Source organism: Prescottella agglutinans, from assembly GCF_004011865.1.
GTDB lineage: Bacteria > Actinomycetota > Actinomycetes > Mycobacteriales > Mycobacteriaceae > Prescottella > Prescottella agglutinans.
In genome coordinates this window covers 229,183-245,516 of the sequence record NZ_RKLP01000002.1, presented here as the reverse complement: position 1 = coordinate 245,516, position 16,334 = coordinate 229,183, and the positions used below count along the sequence as shown (strand labels likewise).

Here is a 16,334-nt window from a genome sequence, read left to right as displayed (position 1 = left end):
TCCGGCTCATGAGGAGCATCATCGGGAAAGCAACCGCGACGATTGTCACCGCATCTGCCCTCGTTTTCGGGCTCTCGGCGTGCACCAACGACGGCGGCACGTCCGAGGAAACCAAGGAGAAGATCAGTTCTGCGGTCACGTCCACCACGGAGGCGGGTCCGGGGGAGGCGCTGCGCTCGAGCGTGCAGGAGACGGCGTCGGGCCTGGTGTCGAGCGTGCAGGAGACGGCGTCGAGCGTGGTGTCCGGGATCGGCGGGGCGTGGGACCAGGCCAAGCTGACCGCGTTCACCGCCACCTTCCGCACGGCGTATCCGAATCTGTCGAGCGATCGCGACGACGAGTCGATCGAGTCGATCGTCAAGGAGACGTGCCCGGCCATCGACTCCGGCGCCAGCGACCAGGAGTTGGTCGAGAAGGTGACGAAGGTCGCGACCAACGACGGCACCGTGCCGACCGAGGATCAGGCCAACCGGATCCTGCAGTTGGTCAAGCCGGCGTGCCCGTAGGAGTCCGCGGCCGGAACGAGTAGGGGTCGGCGGCGAGCCAGTCGCGCCGCCATGCCGCCGGGGCGTGGTCGAGCAGTTCGCCCGGCGTGAGCCACTCGTACAGTTCGGCATAGTTGCGCGTCGTGACGCCGTCGATGCGCCGGTTCAGCATGGACGGGTGCAGTTCGTCGAAGCTGTCGAGTCCCATCGAGGCGATCATCTGCTTCGCGCTCGCGACGGTCGCCTTCTGGAATCGGTACACCCGGGCGGACTTGTCAGGGACGTCGAGGGCGCGGGTCCGCGCCGGGTCCTGGGTCGCGACACCGACGGGGCAGCGGTTGGTGTGACACTTCTGCGCCTGGATGCAGCCGACGGCGAACATCATCGCCCGCGCCGCCAGGGTGAAGTCGGCGCCCTGGATGATGCGCTTGACGATGTCGGCGCCGCTCGCGACCTTGCCGGACGCACCGATCTTGACGCGGTCGCGCAGTCCGGTGCCGACGAGCGCGTTGTGCACCGTCATCAGGCCCTCGGTGAGCGGCATCCCCATGTGGTCCTCGAACTCGACCGGGCCGGCGCCGGTGCCGCCCTCGGCGCCGTCGACGATGATGAAGTCGGGGGTGACGTTCCGGTCGAGCATCGCCTTGCAGATCGCCAGGAACTCGACGCGCGAGCCGACGCACAGCTTGAACCCGATCGGCTTGCCGCCCGAGAGGGTGCGCAGTTCCACGATGAAGTCGATGAGTTCGTCCGGCGCACCGAACGCCCGGTGCGCGGGCGGCGACGTCACCGTCTCGCCGATCGGGACGCCGCGCGCCTCGGCGATCTCGGCGGTGACCTTGGCGCCGGGCAGCACACCGCCCATGCCCGGTTTGGCGCCCTGGGACAGCTTGATCGAGATGGCCTTGATCTGGTCGTCGGACGCCTTCGCCGCGAACAGTTCGGGGTCGAACTCGCCGGCGGGCGTCCGGCACCCGAAGTAGCCGGACGCGATCTCCCAGATGAGGTCGCCGCCGTGCTTGCGGTGGTAGCGGCTGATGGCGCCCTCGCCGGTGTCGTGCGCGAAGCCGCCGCGCGCGGCCCCGGCGTTGAGGGCCTCGATGGCGTTCGCGGACAGTGCCCCGAAACTCATCGCCGAGACGTTCAGCAGGGCGATGTCGTACGGCCGGGCGCAGTCCGGGCCGCCGAGTCGCACCGTCGGGGTGGCCTCGGACGCGGTGCGGGCCCGCAGCGAGTGCGTCATGAACTCGTAGCCGACGGCGTGGACGTCGCGTTCGGTGCCGAACGGCTCCTCGTCCAGCGTTCCTTTCGCCCTCTCGTACACCAGGTCTCGCGTCTCGCGATCGAACGGTGTTCCATCGGTGGGGGATTCGATGAAGTACTGCTGGATCTCGGGGCGGATGCCCTCGAGCAGGAAGCGGGCGTGGCCGAGGACCGGGTAGTTGCGCAGGATGTTGTGTCGTCGTTGCGTCAGATCCCACGTGCCGAGCGCGGCCATCGCGACGAGGGGGACGGCGGCGACGAGCCACCACGGGGACGACGTCGGGACCGCGATCCCGGCGGCCAGGGCGAGCAACCAGAAACAGACGACGATCGCGATGCGGGCCATGCGGCGATGGTATGCGTCGGCGCCGGGCCGTACCCTGTCGGCGTTGCGAGTCGGTGTGTCCACCGACACGGTCGAAGCGAAGGGACGCCTACGAACATGAACTCGGATCCGATCACCGAGCTGGAGGCCGAATTGGTCGACATGTGGCGGCGGGGGCGGATCCAGTCACGTGAGCGGGCTCGGGCGATCCACCCGAAGCTCGATCCGGCGTGCTATCCGCTCCTGGCGATCCTCGCCTGCGGCGACTCGGTGCCGATGTCGGCGCTGGTCGCCGAGTTGGGGGTGGAGAAGTCGACGCTCACCCGGCAGATCGACGCCGTCGTCCGGCTCGGGCTCGTGGAGCGCCGCCCCGACCCGCAGGATGCGCGGGCCCGTCTGGTCGCGCTCACCGAGTCGGGGCGCACCCGGCTCACCGATCTGCGCGAGTCGGCGATCGAGCAGTGGCGCGAGCGGCTGTCGCGCTGGGATCCCGCCGACGTCCGGCAGCTGACGACGCTCCTGCGGAGGCTCGCGGAGAGCGCGAGCTGACGCGGCTGCGGACCTCCCGAATCAGATGGTTGCGCTATGCAACTATCTGCCCTATAGTTGTACTACTCAACTAATTGGGAGGTCTCATGATCGCGACGGACACCGCGGAGGTGCTCATCGATCACCTGCGCGACATCGTCCGGCGTAGTCGTGAGGTGTCGGCGGCGCTCGTTCGTGAGTCCGACGGCGCGATTCTCCCCCTGCCGATGGCGGCGCTGCTGTCGCACGTCGCCGCCGGTCAGGGGTGGCGGTGCAACGCCCTCGCGGACCGGATGCACATCACCCCCTCGACGTTGAGTCGGCACATCGCCCATGCGGAAGAACTCGGCTACCTCGAGCGAGTTCCCGATCCCGTCGATCGCCGGGCCACGCTGTCCGCGTTGACCGACGAGGGGGCCGCGGTTCTGCGTCGCCATCGAGCGCGGCAGAGGGAATGGTTGCTGGAATCGACGGCGGACTGGACGGACGAGGAGGTGCAACAGCTCGTGGACGGGTTGGCGCACCTACGTTCGTCGATGCAGGACGCCGCCTCGGCGCGCTGACGTCGAATCCCAATTCACTTTTTACGCAACTATTTTCGGGGCAACCCGAAGAATTCGCGAGGTTTCTGCATGAGTACATCCGTGAGCCGGGCCACCGGCGCACCAGAGCTGGCGGCGGACTCGCCGATGACGCACTCGCAGCGCATCCAGGCGCTCGTGGGTCTGCTCCTCGGCATGTTCGTCGCGTTCCTGTCGTCCACCATCGTCTCCAACGCGCTGCCGACGATCATCACCAGCCTGCACGGCACGCAGGACCAGTACACGTGGGTCGTCACCGCGACGCTGCTGGCGTCGACGGCGACCACCCCGATCTGGGGCAAGTTCTCCGACCTGGTCAGCAAGAAGCTGCTGGTCCAGTTGGCGCTGGTGATCTTCACGATCGGATCGGTGCTCGCCGGCCTGTCGCAGTCGGTGCCCATGCTCATCGGCGCCCGCGCCGTCCAGGGCCTCGGCCTCGGCGGCCTGCAGGCACTGGTCGTCATCGTCATCGCGACGATGTTCAGCCCGCGTGAGCGCGGCCGCTACCAGGGCCCGATGGCCGGCGTCATGTCGATCGCGACCGTCGCGGGCCCGCTGATCGGCGGACTCATCGTCGACACCAGCTGGCTGGGCTGGCGCTGGACGTTCTTCGTCGGCGTCCCGCTCGCGGTGATCGCGCTGCTCGTCATCCAGCGCACCCTCAATCTTCCGGTCGTGCGCAAGAACGTGAGCATCGACTACATGGGCGCCGTGCTCATCGCGTCCGGCGTCAGCACGCTGCTGATCTGGGTGACGCTGGCGGGCAAGAACTTCGACTGGGCGTCGGGTGTCTCCTTCGGTCTGGTCGCGCTCGGTGTCCTGCTGCTCGTCGCTGCGGTGTTCACCGAGACCAAGGCCAAGGACCCGATCATCCCGCTGCGCCTGTTCCGGGACCGCACCACCGCGCTGGCGACGCTCGCGAGCGTCGCGGTTGGTATCGCGCTCTTCGGCGGCTCGGTGTTCCTGGGCCAGTACTTCCAGATCGCGCGTGGCTACTCGCCGACCGCGGCGGGCCTGCTGACGCTGCCGATGGTCATCGGCTCGATGGTGTCGTCCGCCGTCTCCGGCTCGCTGATCACCAAGTTCGGTCGCTGGAAGGGCTTCCTCGTCGGCGGCGCGATCATGATGACGGTCGGATTCTTCCTGCTCTCGACGATCGACCACGAGACCAACATGGTCGTCCTCGGTTCGTTCCTGTTCGTGCTCGGTGTCGGTATGGGCATGACGATGCAGAACCTGGTGCTGGCGGTGCAGAACACGGTGAGCCCGGAGGACCTGGGATCCGCGAGTTCGGTGGTGTCGTTCTTCCGTTCGCTCGGTGGCGCGGCCGGCGTCTCGGTGCTCGGCGCGGTGCTGTCGAGCCACGTCGCGGACCTGACGATCAAGGGCCTGACGGCGGCCGGGGTCGACATGAGCCAGGCCGGCGGATCCGGTGCGGGCCTGTCGAACCTCAAGGAGCTTCCGGGTCCGATCGCGGACATCGTCCGCGGCGCCTACGGTGACGCGACCGCACGGATCTTCCTGATCTCCGGCATCGTCTCGCTGCTGAGCTTCGTGGCGATCGCGCTGATCAAGGAGGTGGCGCTGCGCACGTTCAGCGCGGACGAGCAGCGTCGCGCCGAGGCGTCCGGCGAGGACGTCGACGCCGAACTCGCCGAGATCGTCCAGGGCGACCCGGTTCTCGTCGATCCCGTCCCGGCGGAGCCGGCGGAGGCGAAACGCAGGTAGCGCAGGACCGACTCGGTTGCGGGCCGGGTGTCGTCGTGGACGGCGCCCGGCCCGTCTGCTGTCCGGGCCTATTGTGGGCGCATGGGCACTACCCGATGGCAGCGTGAACGATCCGCGTCCGACTCCCTCGCGTACATCGAGCGGTTCGCCCGGCTCGAGGCGGAGGGGACCGATCTGCACGGCGAGGCGCGGGCGGTGGACGCGATGCTGCCGCGCGGTGCCCGGGTCCTCGACGCCGGTTGCGGCACCGGGCGGCTCGGGGCGGAACTGGCCCGACGCGGCCACCACGTCACCGCCGTCGACCTCGACCCCGTGCTGGTGGCGGAGGCCCGCACGCATCCCGGACTGACGGTGCACGAGGCCGACCTGGCGACGCTCGATCTGCCGGGGGAGCGGTTCGACGCCGTCGTCGCGGCCGGCAACGTGATGATCTTCGTGGCGCGCGGCACCGAACGGCAGGTGCTCGGGCGCCTGGCCGATCACCTGGTGCCCGGCGGGCTGTTCGTGACCGGATTCGCCACCGACTACGAGTACACCGTCGACGCCCTCGACGCCGACCTCGCTGCCGTCGGGTTGGTGCACGAACACCGGTTCGCGACGTGGGACCTGCGGCCGTGGCACGACGGCGCGGGCTGGGCGGTCACGGTGGCGCGCAAGCCCAGGGGCTGACCGGCGAGTCGGTTTCGGCTACCTTCTGTGCCGACAGCCTCGTCGAAAAACCCCAGGGAGACGCCCGTGTCGGAGCCGACCTTCAACCAGCCGCCGGCAGGTGAGCCGTTCGGCGGCCAGCCCGGCTACCCGCAGCAGCCGTACCCGGGCGCGCCGCAGTACCCGACCGCGCCGGTGCCCGGCCAGTACGGGGGACAGCCGCCGTTGCCGCCGTCGAACGCCGGTTGGGCCGTAGCCGCGATCATCTTCTTCTGGCCCGTGGCGTTCGCCGCGTTCAACCACCTGCATTCGATCTTTCCCCGCTGGTCGATGGGCGACTACCAGGGCGCGCAGTACGCGTCGGAGCGCGTCAAGACGCTCGGCAAGATCGCCCTGGGCGTCGGGATCGGCCTGTTCGTGCTCGCGGTCGTGATGTGGTTCGTCATGCTCGCGGCGTTCACGGTGGCGGTCGACGACGCCGGGACGACCGCGACCTACTACGGGTGAACGGCGGCAGTGGTCGGCCCTGGAGTGCGGCCGACCACCGCCGCCGGGCCGCGACGCCGTAGAATCCCTATACCGTGAGCCTTACCCTCGGAATCGTCGGCCTTCCCAACGTCGGCAAGTCGACCCTTTTCAACGCGCTGACCAAGAACGACGTGCTCGCCGCGAACTACCCGTTCGCCACGATCGAGCCCAACGTCGGCCTGGTCGAGCTGCCGGATCCGCGGCTGAACAAGCTCGCCGAGATCTTCGGTTCCGAGCGCATCCTGCCCGCCACGGTGTCCTTCGTCGACATCGCCGGCATCGTCAAGGGCGCCTCCGAGGGTGCGGGCCTGGGCAACAAGTTCCTCGCCAACATCCGTGAGGCCGACGCCATCTGCCAGGTCGTGCGCGTGTTCGCCGACGACGACGTCGTGCACGTCGACGGCCGCGTCGATCCGGCGTCGGACATCGAGGTCATCGAGACCGAGCTCGTGATCGCCGACATGCAGTCCCTCGAGAAGGCGCTGCCGCGTCTCGAGAAGGAAGCGAAGAAGAACAAGGAGCTCAAGCCCCAGCACGAGGAGGCGCTCAAGGCGCAGGAGATCCTCAACGAGGGCAAGACCCTGTTCAGCGCCAAGGACAAGCTGGACTTCGCGCTGCTGCGCGAGCTGCACCTGCTCACCACCAAGCCGTTCCTGTACGTCTTCAACGCCGACGAGTCGGTGCTCACCGACGAGGCCAAGGTCGCCGAGCTGCGCGACTCCGTCGCCCCGGCCGACGCCGTCTTCCTCGACGCCAAGGTGGAGCACGAACTCCTCGAACTCGACGAGGACGACCGCCAGGAGATGCTCGACTCCATCGGCCAGTCCGAGCCCGGCCTGCACGCGCTCGCCCGCACCGGCTTTCACACCCTCGGCCTGCAGACCTACCTCACGGCCGGCCCGAAGGAAGCGCGCGCCTGGACGATCCACAAGGGCGACACCGCCCCGCAGGCCGCCGGCGTCATCCACACCGACTTCGAGCGCGGCTTCATCAAGGCCGAGATCGTCTCGTTCGACGACCTCGTCGAGGCCGGTTCCATGAACGCCGCCAAGGCCGCCGGCAAGGTGCGCATGGAGGGCAAGGAATACGTCATGCAGGACGGCGACGTCGTGGAGTTCCGCTTCAACGTTTAGGTCTTCTGGTGAGAGGGTCGATTCCGGCCCTCAGTACGCATGGCGTACGCAGCAGAACCCGTAGAGGCGCGGAAGAGTTCGTCCGCAGCCCTGCGGGTTCTGTCGTCTGTGGACGTCGAACCGGATTGCCCTCTGGTAGCGGCCGAGGTGATCAGGACCAGCCGCGTCGGTAGGCCCGGAGGGCAGCCAGGACGGCGACCGCCGACAGCAGATCTGCCACGGTGAGCCCGTGACTCGGCGTGACCACCAGCAGGACGGCGCCTTCGACCGGGCTGTTCACCGGAAGCCACACCGCGGCTGCGACCAGTGTCGTTGTGGCCGACCGCGCGGACGGGCGTGCCAGGCACCAGCAGATGGCTGCCGACAGCAGGGCCAGCCACACCAGTGGGAGGAATAGTTCCGGCACGGGTCAATCATGCCGCGGTTGCCGGGAGCGTCCCGAAGCAGCATGAGCCAGTCGATCACGATGCGCTCGTCCACGGGCGCCGTTGCCCCTTCGTCGGTAACGATCTGCCAATCCCTGTGGCCGAAGCGCGGCGTGGTGCTACTGCCGTCATGGATGCTGCAGAGGTGACGCTCGCCAAGCGAAGCATTCTCGCCGTACCGATGGTGATGCTCTGTGTCGCAGGCCTGTTGGTCGCGGCCGCGGGGAGCAGTGGGGCCGCACCGCAGCCGGGATGGCGATACACGATGGTGGCGTTCAGCAACACCAGCGACAGCGACATGGATGTGTTCGAGTCGGGGGACGGCACACAGTTTCAACTGGTTGAACCGTCGGCGTATCGGCCCCCGTCAGGACTTGTGCGTGACCCGAGCATCTTCCGGAACACGGACGGGCTGTACTACATCACGTACACGACTGGCGGCGGGGCGAGTATCGGCTTCGCGCGCAGCAGTGACCGCATCAACTGGACGCGCATGGGCAACCTTCCGGTCCCGTTCTGCTGCGCCTTGATGCCGGGGACGGGAGACGGCACGGGTTCGGCGAGCCTGCCGGGCTCCTCGGGGTCGGCAGGCTCGGCCGACGGGCCGTCGCTGTCTCCTTTCGTCACCAAGGCGTGGGCGCCTGAATGGTTCGTCGACGGCGACCGCGTCAACGTCATCCTGTCGATGTCGACCGGTGGGGGATTCGTGCCGTATCTGATGACGGCGCTGGAGCCGTCGCTCCGGCAGTGGAGCCTGCCCGTTCCGCTCGCCGGCATCGGAGCCGACCACATCGACACCACCGTGGTCAAGGTCGGATCGACCTATCATGCGTTCACCAAGAACGAGACGAAGAAGGTCATCGAGCATGCGGTCGCTTCGTCGGCGACCGGTCCCTATTCCTTCGTCCCGCCTGGAGACTGGGGCACCCGACTGGAGGGCCCAGCCGTTGTCCAGTTGCCAAATGGTGCCTGGCGGATCTACCTCGACGCCTACGCCGAAGGAAAGTACCTCTACTCCGACAGCACGGATGGGCTGAGTACCTGGTCGCCTACGCAAGAGCTTCCAGGTTCCTCCGGGAAGGTGCGCCACTTCGGCGTGATGCGAGAGCCGGCATGACACCGGCGGTATGACAGGCCGGCCTTCGCTGTTGCGTCGGAGGCGTTCTCGTCACGATCCGGTTTGCAGCGGGAAGAAGGTCGGGAATCGGGCTCCTTCAGCATGCTCCCGGAATTGCACCCTCAGACCAGGCGCGATGTCGCGGCGTCCCTGGATCCACGCGAACGTCCACTGGCCGCTGTCCAGTGCAAGGATCGCCATCCTTCGCGGTGCCGGCTCCCACGATCGAGGCATGTCTCGGATCGGTCTGAGGGCCACGACGGTGCCCGTCCTGGACGGATCACGTCCAGTGCATCGGTCGGCTACAGGTTGAAGGTCACCAAGCATCTGAACAGCTCCCGAAAGTGGACTGATTCGAGCACGTCCACACTGACCCGCAGGCACGAGAGGCCGCGACGGTACAAATACCTGGTTGTATACCTATGTCCTGTGTCGGCAACCCGAGGTGAAGGGATCGGAGGACCCGCCTCGGGACGCCGCCCGAACAGCCCGAGGCCCCGACCATCTACGGATGGTCGGGGCCTCGTCGGTCGTTTCAGCTGATCACGAGCCGAGCGAATCCGTACCCAGCGACCCCAGTGACCCGGAGTCGAGCGAACCGCCCGATGATCCGGCACCATCGGCGCCGGCCTCGTCAACCAGGTTCCACCCTCGGCAGCCACCGGTCATGAACCCGTCGTCGCCCGGATCGATCGTCACGGTGACCGGCCCGTATGAGCTTCCAGGCTCGATGATGGCCATGCCGCCGAGGGGCAACTCCTGGAGGCGGGACCATGTGCAGGGAAGCAGGCTGCCAGGCCAGGCGCCAGCGGTCGTGTACGTCCCCGGCTGGACGTCGACGCCGACGCGGTAGACGCCGTCCGTCAAGATCCTCGTCGTGGTCACGTCCAGAGATCCGGCGGAACCAGTATCAGCGGCTGATGCCACCCCCGCCCCGCCCGTCGCAATCCCGACAGCGGCCGCCGCGGCGACCACACCCACAACCCGCTTCGTCGGTCTGCGTGTGGGCGTGACTGATCGATCGAGCATGTCGGAACCTTCCCCAAGTCGTCTCGCGCTCAGGCTGCGCGTCCGGGGAGGAGCGTAGCCCGAAGCCGACTACGTGGCGGCCGAAACGATCTGGGAAGTTCCCAGTGACGGTTCACCATCGATTCACCCCGCAAAACCGCCCGAATAGTCTAGTCTGCCGACTACTGTCTCCGGGGTCCAGCCACGGAATCCCAGGGGGAACGGAATGCGTAAGTCCATCGCTGCCGGCGTCGTAGCGGCAGCATCGGTAGGAATCGTCCTCGGCGGCACGGGAATCGCCTCGGCGGCGTCCAAGACCATCCCGGAAGGGACGGGTGTCTACCGTGTGAACACCGACATCCGGCCCGGCACCTACTCGACGCAAGGTGCGATCGTCGGCGGGAAGCAGGTGTGCAGCTGGGTGCGTGGCGACCTCAAGTCGCTCAAGATGGAGCCGATCGCGTTCGGCGAGGGCAAGGGTCCCACCACGGTGAAGATCGAAGAGACCGATGACGTGTTCATCACCATGGGGTGCAGCGGGTGGACGCTCGACAAGCCCGAGCATGAGGGCTTCCTCTCGTCCGGATCCCTGTCCGGCTCGCTCGACTTCAGCTCTCTGACGGACACTTTCGTCAGCTCTCTCGAGCTCGGCTCTGCGGCCGGGGCGGTCGGCGGCTCGCTCGCCACCGGCTCCATCGTCAAGGGATCGCTCGAGAACGGAGCTGCCGGCTCCTGATCGCAGTGGAGTGGAGCGTGCCCCAACCGGTTTCGGTTGGGGCACGTTGCTTTCAGAGTGGCGCCTCGCTCAACGTCCGGCGGGTGACGAACCGCCGCGGCGTACCCGACAGCGGATCGGTGAATTCCAGCTCCCGCGCGAGCAATTGGAGCGGCAGAGAATGGTCGTCCGGCGTCTCGGGCAGCAGGTCGGGATACCAGCTGTCGCCGAGGATCCCGATGCCGAGCGCCGCCAGATGCACCCGCAGCTGGTGCATCCGTCCGGTGTGCGGGCGCAGGATCGTGTGCAGCACAGCACGTCCGGAGGCGCTCACGCCGGAGCCGCGGACCTCGATCACCGTCTCGGAGTTGGGTTCGCGGGAGTCGTCGACGACGACCCGCAACTCGCCGCGTCGCGCCTCGATGTGGTTGCGGTAGACGACGGGGACGGCGTGCCCGGCCAGCGCCGGGGCGTCCGGGTCCCACCCGGCCGGTAGCGCCGACACCGCCTCGTAGACCTTCGTGACCTGCCGCTTCTCGAACAGCGACTGGTAGGCGCCGCGCGTGGCGGGACGGGCCGAGAACATCACCAGGCCGGCGGTCGCGCGGTCGAGTCGGTGGATCGGCGTCAGGTCCGGGTTGTCGAGGCGGGTCCGCAACCGGACGAGCGCGGACTCGCGCAGGTAGCGCCCGCCCGGGGTGGTCGGGAGGAAGTGCGGCTTGTCGATCACGACGAGGTCGTCGTCGACGTGCAGGATCTCCTCCTCGAACGGCACCGGGTCCTCCACCGGCAGATCGCGGTAGTACCAGACGAACACGTGCGCGCCCAGCGCCGTGCCGCGACCGATCGGGGAGCCGTCGGCGCCCACGATCTCGCCGGCGTCGAACCGCCGGTACAGCTCGTCCGCGTCCATGTGGTCGAACCGCGCGACGACGAACTCGGCGATCGTCGCCCACGGCCCGGACGTCGGGACCCGCAGCCGGGTCGGCCCGACCCCGTCCTTGACGGGCAGCGGTGAGGGCATCGGCATGTTCCTCATCATCCCACCGGCCACGGGTTCGGCCGCGCCGCGGGCCGCGACGAGAGGTGGGCCACGCGTCCGACGCCTGACGAACGGGCGGTTACTGCGACAACGGCCGAGTGTCCACCGCAGTAACCGCCCGTTCGTGGTCGGGCGATGCGGCCGCTGGGCCGATGGATGCCGTCGAGCACGCTTCGCGTCGTGGTCCGCAGCGAGTTCGCCCCGTTGCGCACGGTTGTCGTGTCGCAGTCTCAGTTCGGTGCGCCGGAGGCGCTGTCGGAGAGCAGCACCGCCTTTCTGGCCCCGGAGGACCGGGAGATGCTCGCGACCATGCTCGGACGCGACCCGCGGACGCCTTCCCCGAACGGCAGCGGCGTCACCGTCGAATACGTCGACTTCGCGGTCACCCGCAGCTTCGGTGGGGCGTTCCGGTGCACCACCCAGGTGCTGCGCCGGGAGTGAGCCTCCGGCTCAGCTGACCGACGACGCGTCGCGGGACTTCCACCACAACCACAGGGTGGTGACGATGATCGCGCCCGCGAGGGAACCGATGATGCCGCTCGGGCGGAGCGCGAGGCCGTCGCCGGCGAGCAGGCTGATGAGCAGTCCGCCGACGAACGAGCCGCCCACGCCGGCGGCACACGCCAGGCCCCAGTCGATTCCGGCCTTGGACTTGCCCACGATGAGCTGGGCGACGGCACCGACGAGCAACCCGAACAGGATCATCCCGATGATCAGCATGGCCGGAGTATAGGCAGCAGAACCCGTCGAATGCCCGGTTTCGCCGCTCGGACACGCTGTTTCACCCTTGACGACATCGCATCGAACTCGGGTGATCCGAACCCTTGAACGCCCTGTCCAGGCCCGGTCCGGCCAGGGCGTGGGCGTCCGCGCCGCCGTTGACGGTCGGGCCGGTGCCGCCGAGGATTCCGGCATGACCTTCGCCAGCGTCGAGACCCGGGCACGCCAGCACGCCACCGCGGCCTGCTGCGCGTGTGCGCCCTGTCCGCGCTCCTGTTGACGTCGCCGGCCCGCGTGAACTGACCGGGCCACTTCTCTCATCTCACCCGCCGGTCGCCGCGACCGGGGTCGGGTTCCTCGTGCACCCTCACGTACTTTTCGGAGGTTTCCATGCGTCGTTCGACGCGAACACGTTTCGTCCTCACCGCACTGACGGCCGTCACGGCCCTGGTGCTGACCGCCTGCGGCAGTTCCAGCGCCTCGGAGCCGTCCGACACCGCCGGCAACGCCGCCTCGGGTGTCACTCTCCGCATCGGCGACCAGGTGAAGAGCACGCAGTCGCTGCTCGAGGCCGCCGGCGCACTCGACGACCTCGACTACAAGATCGAGTGGTCGACGTTCGAGGCCGGCCCGCCGCTGCTGGAGGCACTCGGCGCCAACAAGATCGATGCCGGCGGCACCGGCGACGTGCCGCCGGTGTTCGCGCAGGCGAACGGCAACTCGGGTCGCATCGTCGCGGTGCAGGCGCGGACCGGCGCCAACGACTTCCTGCTGGTGCCGGCGAACTCGACGGCGTCGTCGATCGCCGACCTGAAGGGCAAGAAGATCGCGGTCACGCAGGGGTCGAGTTCGCACGGTCTGGTGCTGGGCCTGCTCGAGCACGCGAAGCTGCCCGTCTCGGACTTCCAGTTCCAGTTCCTCGGTCCCGCAGACGCATTGAGCGCCTTCACCGCCGGACAGGTCGACGCGTGGGCGGTGTGGAATCCCTACTCGACGATCGGCAAGAACACCGCCGGCGCCAAGATCATCGCGGACGGCAGTGAGGTCACCACCGGCCAGTCGTACTTCTCGGCCGCGTCGGAGGCGCTGGCGGATCCGGCGAAGTCGGCGGCACTCGCGGACTTCTTCGGGCGATTGGCCCGTGCCCAGGTGTGGGCGGACGCGCATCCCGAGGCATGGGTGCCGATCTTCGCAAAGCTGACCAAGCTGCCCGAGGATGTCGCCGCTGCGTCGTTCGACACGTCGAAAGGGTCGTACGTTCCGATCGACGACCAGCGCATCGCGAAGCAGCAGAAGCTGATCGACCTGTTCGCCGCCGCGGGACTGCTGAAGCAGGCGCCGGTGGCCGGTGACTGGTTCGACGCCCGGTTCAACGAGCAGGTCCAGGCGGGTGCGAAATGACCGCGCTCCTGACGAAGGACGTCGCCGCGGTCGAGTCGGTCGAGGTTTCGGCGGCGCAGGAGGGGACGCCGCCGCGCCGCTCGTGGACACCGCTGCTGCGCCTGATCTCCCCACTGGTGCTGCTGGTGCTGTGGCAGGTGCTCAGCAGCACCGGTGTGGTGTCGGACAAGACGCTCGCCTCGCCCGCGCAGGTGATCTCGGCCGCCGCCGAACTGTGGTCGGACGGCAGCCTGCAGGACGCGCTGGCGGTGTCGGTGCAGCGGGTGCTGCTCGGCGCCGTGCTCGGAATCGCGGTCGCGGTGCTCCTGGGCGTGCTGGCCGGGTTCTCCCGGATCGTCGAACTCGCGATCGACCCGCCCATCCAGATGCTGCGAACGGTCCCGTTCCTCGGCCTGATCCCGCTGTTCATCATCTGGTTCGGGATCGGTGAGCAGCCCAAGGTGTTCCTCGTGGCGCTCGGCGTGATGTTCCCGCTCTACCTCAATCTGTTCGCGGGCATCCGCAGCATCGACGGAAAGCTGATCGAGGCGGCGGAGACGTTGGGGCTGAACAAGTTCCAACTCGCTCTCCACGTGATTCTCCCCGGTGCGCTGCCGCAGGCGCTGACCGGTCTGCGGATGTCGCTCGGCGTCGCCTGGCTCGCGCTCATCGTCGCCGAACAGATCAACGCCGACGCCGGGCTCGGCTACCTGATCAACAACGCCCGCATCTATTTCCGCATCGACATCGTCATCTTCGGTCTGCTCGTGTACGCGTTCCTCGGTCTCGCGACCGACGCGATCGTGCGGGCCCTGGAGGGAAGGCTGCTGACATGGCGCAAGACGTATCAGGGCGCGTGAGCGACGCCGTCGTCACCGCCCGCGGCGTGCGACGGGTGTTCGGCACCGACGTCGTGCTCGACGGCATCGACCTGACACTGCGCCGCGGCGAGATCGTCGCACTGGTCGGGCGCAGCGGGTCCGGCAAGTCGACGCTGCTGCGCACCATCGCCGGACTCGACCACGGGCACGAGGGCCGCATCGACGTCGACGGCTCGGTCGCCGTCGCGTTCCAGGAACCGCGCCTACTGCCGTGGAAGCGGGTGCACCGCAACGTCTCCCTCGGACTCCCGGACGGTGACGGCAAGCGGCGGGCGATCGAGGCCCTCGGCGAGGTCAACCTCGGTCACCGTGTCGACGCGTGGCCGCTCACGCTCTCCGGCGGTGAGGCGCAGCGGGTGTCGCTCGCCCGCGCGCTGGTCCGGGAGCCGGACCTGCTGCTGCTCGACGAGCCGTTCGGGGCGCTCGACGCGCTCACCCGGATCACGGCCTACGAGTTGCTGATCCGGTTGTGGCGGCGGCACGGCTTCGCCGTCCTCCTGGTCACCCACGACGTGGAGGAGGCGGTGCTGCTCGCCGATCGGGTGCTGGTTCTCGACGCCGGCCGGATCGCCCACGACGTCGCGGTCACGGCGCCGCGTCCGCGCCTGCGTGCGGACCCGGACGTGGTGGCGCTGCGCAAGCAAGTTCTCGCTCATCTCGGTGTTCTCGAAGGGATTTCGGCATGACCCTGCACTTCCACTGGTATCTGCCCACGAACGGGGACGGCCGGGAGGTGATCGGCGCGCTCGAACCTCGGGAGGCGTCGGGCCGCGCGTCCGAGTTCCGCCCGGCCTCGCTCGACTACCTGACGCTGGTGGCGAAGACCGCCGAACAACTCGGCTACGAGGCGGTGCTCACGCCGACCGGATCGTGGTGCCCCGACGCCTGGATCACCACGGCGGCGCTCATCCGGGAGACCCGGAACCTGAAGTTCCTCGTGGCATTCCGGCCTGGGCTGATCACCCCGACGCTCGCGGCGCAGCAGGCGGCGGCATTCCAGCAGCTGTCGGGGGGCCGTCTGCTGCTCAACATCGTCACCGGCGGTGACGCCGAGGAGCAGCGCCGGTTCGGCGACTTCCACTCCAAGGAGGAGCGGTACGAGCGCACGGGCGAGTTCCTCGACATCGTGCGCGGAGCCTGGGGCGGTGCGCCGTACGACTTCTCGGGCAAGTACTACACGGTCGAGGGCGCGGCGGCGTTCCCGACGCCGTCCCCGGCTCCGGGAATCTTCTTCGGCGGCGCCAGCGAACCCGCGCTCGACGTCGCGGCGAAGCACGTCGACACCTATCTCACGTGGACCGAGCCGCCGGTGAAGGTGGGCGCGCTCGTCGACGACGTCCGCCGCCGCGCCGCCGAGCACGGGCGCACGCTCAGCTTCGGCATCCGGGCGCACGTCATCGCGCGGGACACCTCCGAGGAGGCGTGGGCCGAGGCCGACAAGCTCGTCGCCCGCATCAGCCCCGCCCAGATCGAACTGGCACGCACCCGCCTGGCGCAGAGCGAGTCCGAGGGGCAGCGGCGTCAGCTGGGGCTCAGCGCGGACCTGCGGAATCTCGAGGTGTATCCGGGGCTGTGGGCCGGCTTCGGACTGGTCCGCGGCGGCGCCGGCACCGCGCTGGTCGGCAGCCACGAGGAGGTCGCGGCCCTCATCCGGGAGTACGCGGCGGTGGGCGTCGAACACTTCGTCCTGTCCGGCCAGCCGCACATCGAGGAGGCGTACTGGTTCGCGGAGGGGGTGCGGCCCATCCTGTCCCGGCAGGGGCTGCTGCAGGCGGCCTGAACCCTGAATCCACCGGTCGGTATGGCGGCACCGAGCTGCTCTTCGTC

The 16,334-nt window shown here is 68.6% G+C and carries 19 protein-coding genes; 14 read left to right on the top strand and 5 right to left on the bottom strand.

Annotation, left to right across the window (positions count from 1 at the left end; all coding sequences use genetic code 11):
• Positions 1 to 8: 8 nt before the first annotated feature.
• The gene (locus EGT67_RS05125; protein WP_127914982.1) at positions 9 to 506 is read left to right on the top strand and encodes a hypothetical protein; all 498 of its coding nucleotides are present in this window, start codon (positions 9 to 11) and stop codon (positions 504 to 506) included.
• Here the strand turns inward: EGT67_RS05125 and EGT67_RS05120 are convergent.
• Positions 487 to 2,094 (bottom strand): FMN-binding glutamate synthase family protein, encoded by a 1,608-nt coding sequence (locus tag EGT67_RS05120; protein ID WP_127914981.1) that lies wholly within the window; start codon positions 2,092 to 2,094, stop codon positions 487 to 489. The genes EGT67_RS05125 and EGT67_RS05120 overlap by 20 nt on opposite strands.
• A gap of 96 nt (positions 2,095 to 2,190) precedes the next feature.
• Between EGT67_RS05120 and EGT67_RS05115 the strand changes: the two genes are divergently transcribed.
• From EGT67_RS05115 to ychF, 6 genes are all read left to right on the top strand, one after another.
• Entirely contained in the window at positions 2,191 to 2,622 is a 432-nt protein-coding gene (locus EGT67_RS05115) for a MarR family winged helix-turn-helix transcriptional regulator (RefSeq protein WP_127914980.1), read from the top strand.
• 86 nt (positions 2,623 to 2,708) lie between these two features.
• On the top strand, positions 2,709 to 3,164 hold the full coding sequence (locus EGT67_RS05110) for a MarR family winged helix-turn-helix transcriptional regulator (RefSeq protein WP_127914979.1): 456 nt from the start codon (positions 2,709 to 2,711) through the stop codon (positions 3,162 to 3,164).
• A 126-nt stretch (positions 3,165 to 3,290) separates the two neighbouring features.
• On the top strand, positions 3,291 to 4,910 hold the full coding sequence (locus tag EGT67_RS05105; protein WP_476742038.1) for an MDR family MFS transporter: 1,620 nt from the start codon (positions 3,291 to 3,293) through the stop codon (positions 4,908 to 4,910).
• A gap of 81 nt (positions 4,911 to 4,991) precedes the next feature.
• On the top strand, positions 4,992 to 5,579 hold the full coding sequence (locus EGT67_RS05100) for a class I SAM-dependent methyltransferase (RefSeq protein ID WP_127914977.1): 588 nt from the start codon (positions 4,992 to 4,994) through the stop codon (positions 5,577 to 5,579).
• A 66-nt stretch (positions 5,580 to 5,645) separates the two neighbouring features.
• Positions 5,646 to 6,065, top strand: a complete 420-nt coding sequence (locus EGT67_RS05095; RefSeq protein WP_127914976.1) for a CD225/dispanin family protein — start codon at positions 5,646 to 5,648, stop codon at positions 6,063 to 6,065.
• A gap of 74 nt (positions 6,066 to 6,139) precedes the next feature.
• On the top strand, positions 6,140 to 7,219 hold the full coding sequence (gene ychF, locus EGT67_RS05090) for a redox-regulated ATPase YchF (protein ID WP_127914975.1): 1,080 nt from the start codon (positions 6,140 to 6,142) through the stop codon (positions 7,217 to 7,219).
• A 151-nt stretch (positions 7,220 to 7,370) separates the two neighbouring features.
• Here ychF and EGT67_RS05085 read toward each other — a convergent pair whose 3' ends face one another.
• Positions 7,371 to 7,625, bottom strand: a complete 255-nt coding sequence (locus tag EGT67_RS05085) for a hypothetical protein (RefSeq protein WP_127914974.1) — start codon at positions 7,623 to 7,625, stop codon at positions 7,371 to 7,373.
• A 149-nt stretch (positions 7,626 to 7,774) separates the two neighbouring features.
• Between EGT67_RS05085 and EGT67_RS05080 the strand changes: the two genes are divergently transcribed.
• The gene (locus EGT67_RS05080; protein ID WP_127914973.1) at positions 7,775 to 8,761 is read left to right on the top strand and encodes a glycoside hydrolase family 43 protein; all 987 of its coding nucleotides are present in this window, start codon (positions 7,775 to 7,777) and stop codon (positions 8,759 to 8,761) included.
• A gap of 543 nt (positions 8,762 to 9,304) precedes the next feature.
• Here EGT67_RS05080 and EGT67_RS05075 read toward each other — a convergent pair.
• The gene (locus tag EGT67_RS05075) at positions 9,305 to 9,646 is read right to left on the bottom strand and encodes a hypothetical protein (RefSeq protein ID WP_127914972.1); all 342 of its coding nucleotides are present in this window, start codon (positions 9,644 to 9,646) and stop codon (positions 9,305 to 9,307) included.
• Positions 9,647 to 9,995: 349 nt separating this feature from the next.
• Between EGT67_RS05075 and EGT67_RS05070 the strand changes: the two genes are divergently transcribed.
• Complete coding sequence (locus EGT67_RS05070) at positions 9,996 to 10,505, top strand: hypothetical protein (RefSeq protein ID WP_127914971.1); 510 nt, start codon at positions 9,996 to 9,998, stop codon at positions 10,503 to 10,505.
• A 52-nt stretch (positions 10,506 to 10,557) separates the two neighbouring features.
• Here EGT67_RS05070 and EGT67_RS05065 read toward each other — a convergent pair whose 3' ends face one another.
• Positions 10,558 to 11,526, bottom strand: coding sequence for a pseudouridine synthase (locus tag EGT67_RS05065; RefSeq protein ID WP_127914970.1), 969 nt, complete (start codon positions 11,524 to 11,526; stop codon positions 10,558 to 10,560).
• A 180-nt stretch (positions 11,527 to 11,706) separates the two neighbouring features.
• On the opposite strand from EGT67_RS05065, the gene EGT67_RS05060 reads away from it, so the two are divergent.
• Positions 11,707 to 11,967 (top strand): hypothetical protein, encoded by a 261-nt coding sequence (locus EGT67_RS05060; protein WP_127914969.1) that lies wholly within the window; start codon positions 11,707 to 11,709, stop codon positions 11,965 to 11,967.
• A 9-nt stretch (positions 11,968 to 11,976) separates the two neighbouring features.
• Here EGT67_RS05060 and EGT67_RS05055 read toward each other — a convergent pair whose 3' ends face one another.
• A complete protein-coding gene (locus EGT67_RS05055) occupies positions 11,977 to 12,246 on the bottom strand; it encodes a GlsB/YeaQ/YmgE family stress response membrane protein (protein ID WP_127914968.1) in 270 nt (89 codons plus the stop codon).
• A gap of 390 nt (positions 12,247 to 12,636) precedes the next feature.
• Here EGT67_RS05055 and EGT67_RS05050 point away from each other — a divergent pair, with 390 nt between their 5' ends.
• From EGT67_RS05050 to EGT67_RS05035, 4 genes are read left to right on the top strand one after another with little or no spacing between them, the layout of a single operon-like run.
• Positions 12,637 to 13,647: an ABC transporter substrate-binding protein gene (locus EGT67_RS05050; protein ID WP_127914967.1), complete on the top strand. Its 1,011-nt coding sequence runs from the start codon at positions 12,637 to 12,639 to the stop codon at positions 13,645 to 13,647.
• A complete protein-coding gene (locus EGT67_RS05045; protein ID WP_127914966.1) occupies positions 13,644 to 14,486 on the top strand; it encodes an ABC transporter permease in 843 nt (280 codons plus the stop codon). Before EGT67_RS05050 ends, EGT67_RS05045 begins: the two co-directional genes overlap by 4 nt.
• Positions 14,459 to 15,193, top strand: a complete 735-nt coding sequence (locus tag EGT67_RS05040) for an ABC transporter ATP-binding protein (protein WP_127914965.1) — start codon at positions 14,459 to 14,461, stop codon at positions 15,191 to 15,193. The genes EGT67_RS05045 and EGT67_RS05040 overlap by 28 nt, the downstream gene beginning before the upstream one ends.
• A complete protein-coding gene (locus EGT67_RS05035) occupies positions 15,190 to 16,287 on the top strand; it encodes an LLM class flavin-dependent oxidoreductase (RefSeq protein WP_127914964.1) in 1,098 nt (365 codons plus the stop codon). Before EGT67_RS05040 ends, EGT67_RS05035 begins: the two co-directional genes overlap by 4 nt.
• Positions 16,288 to 16,334: the final 47 nt, after the last annotated feature.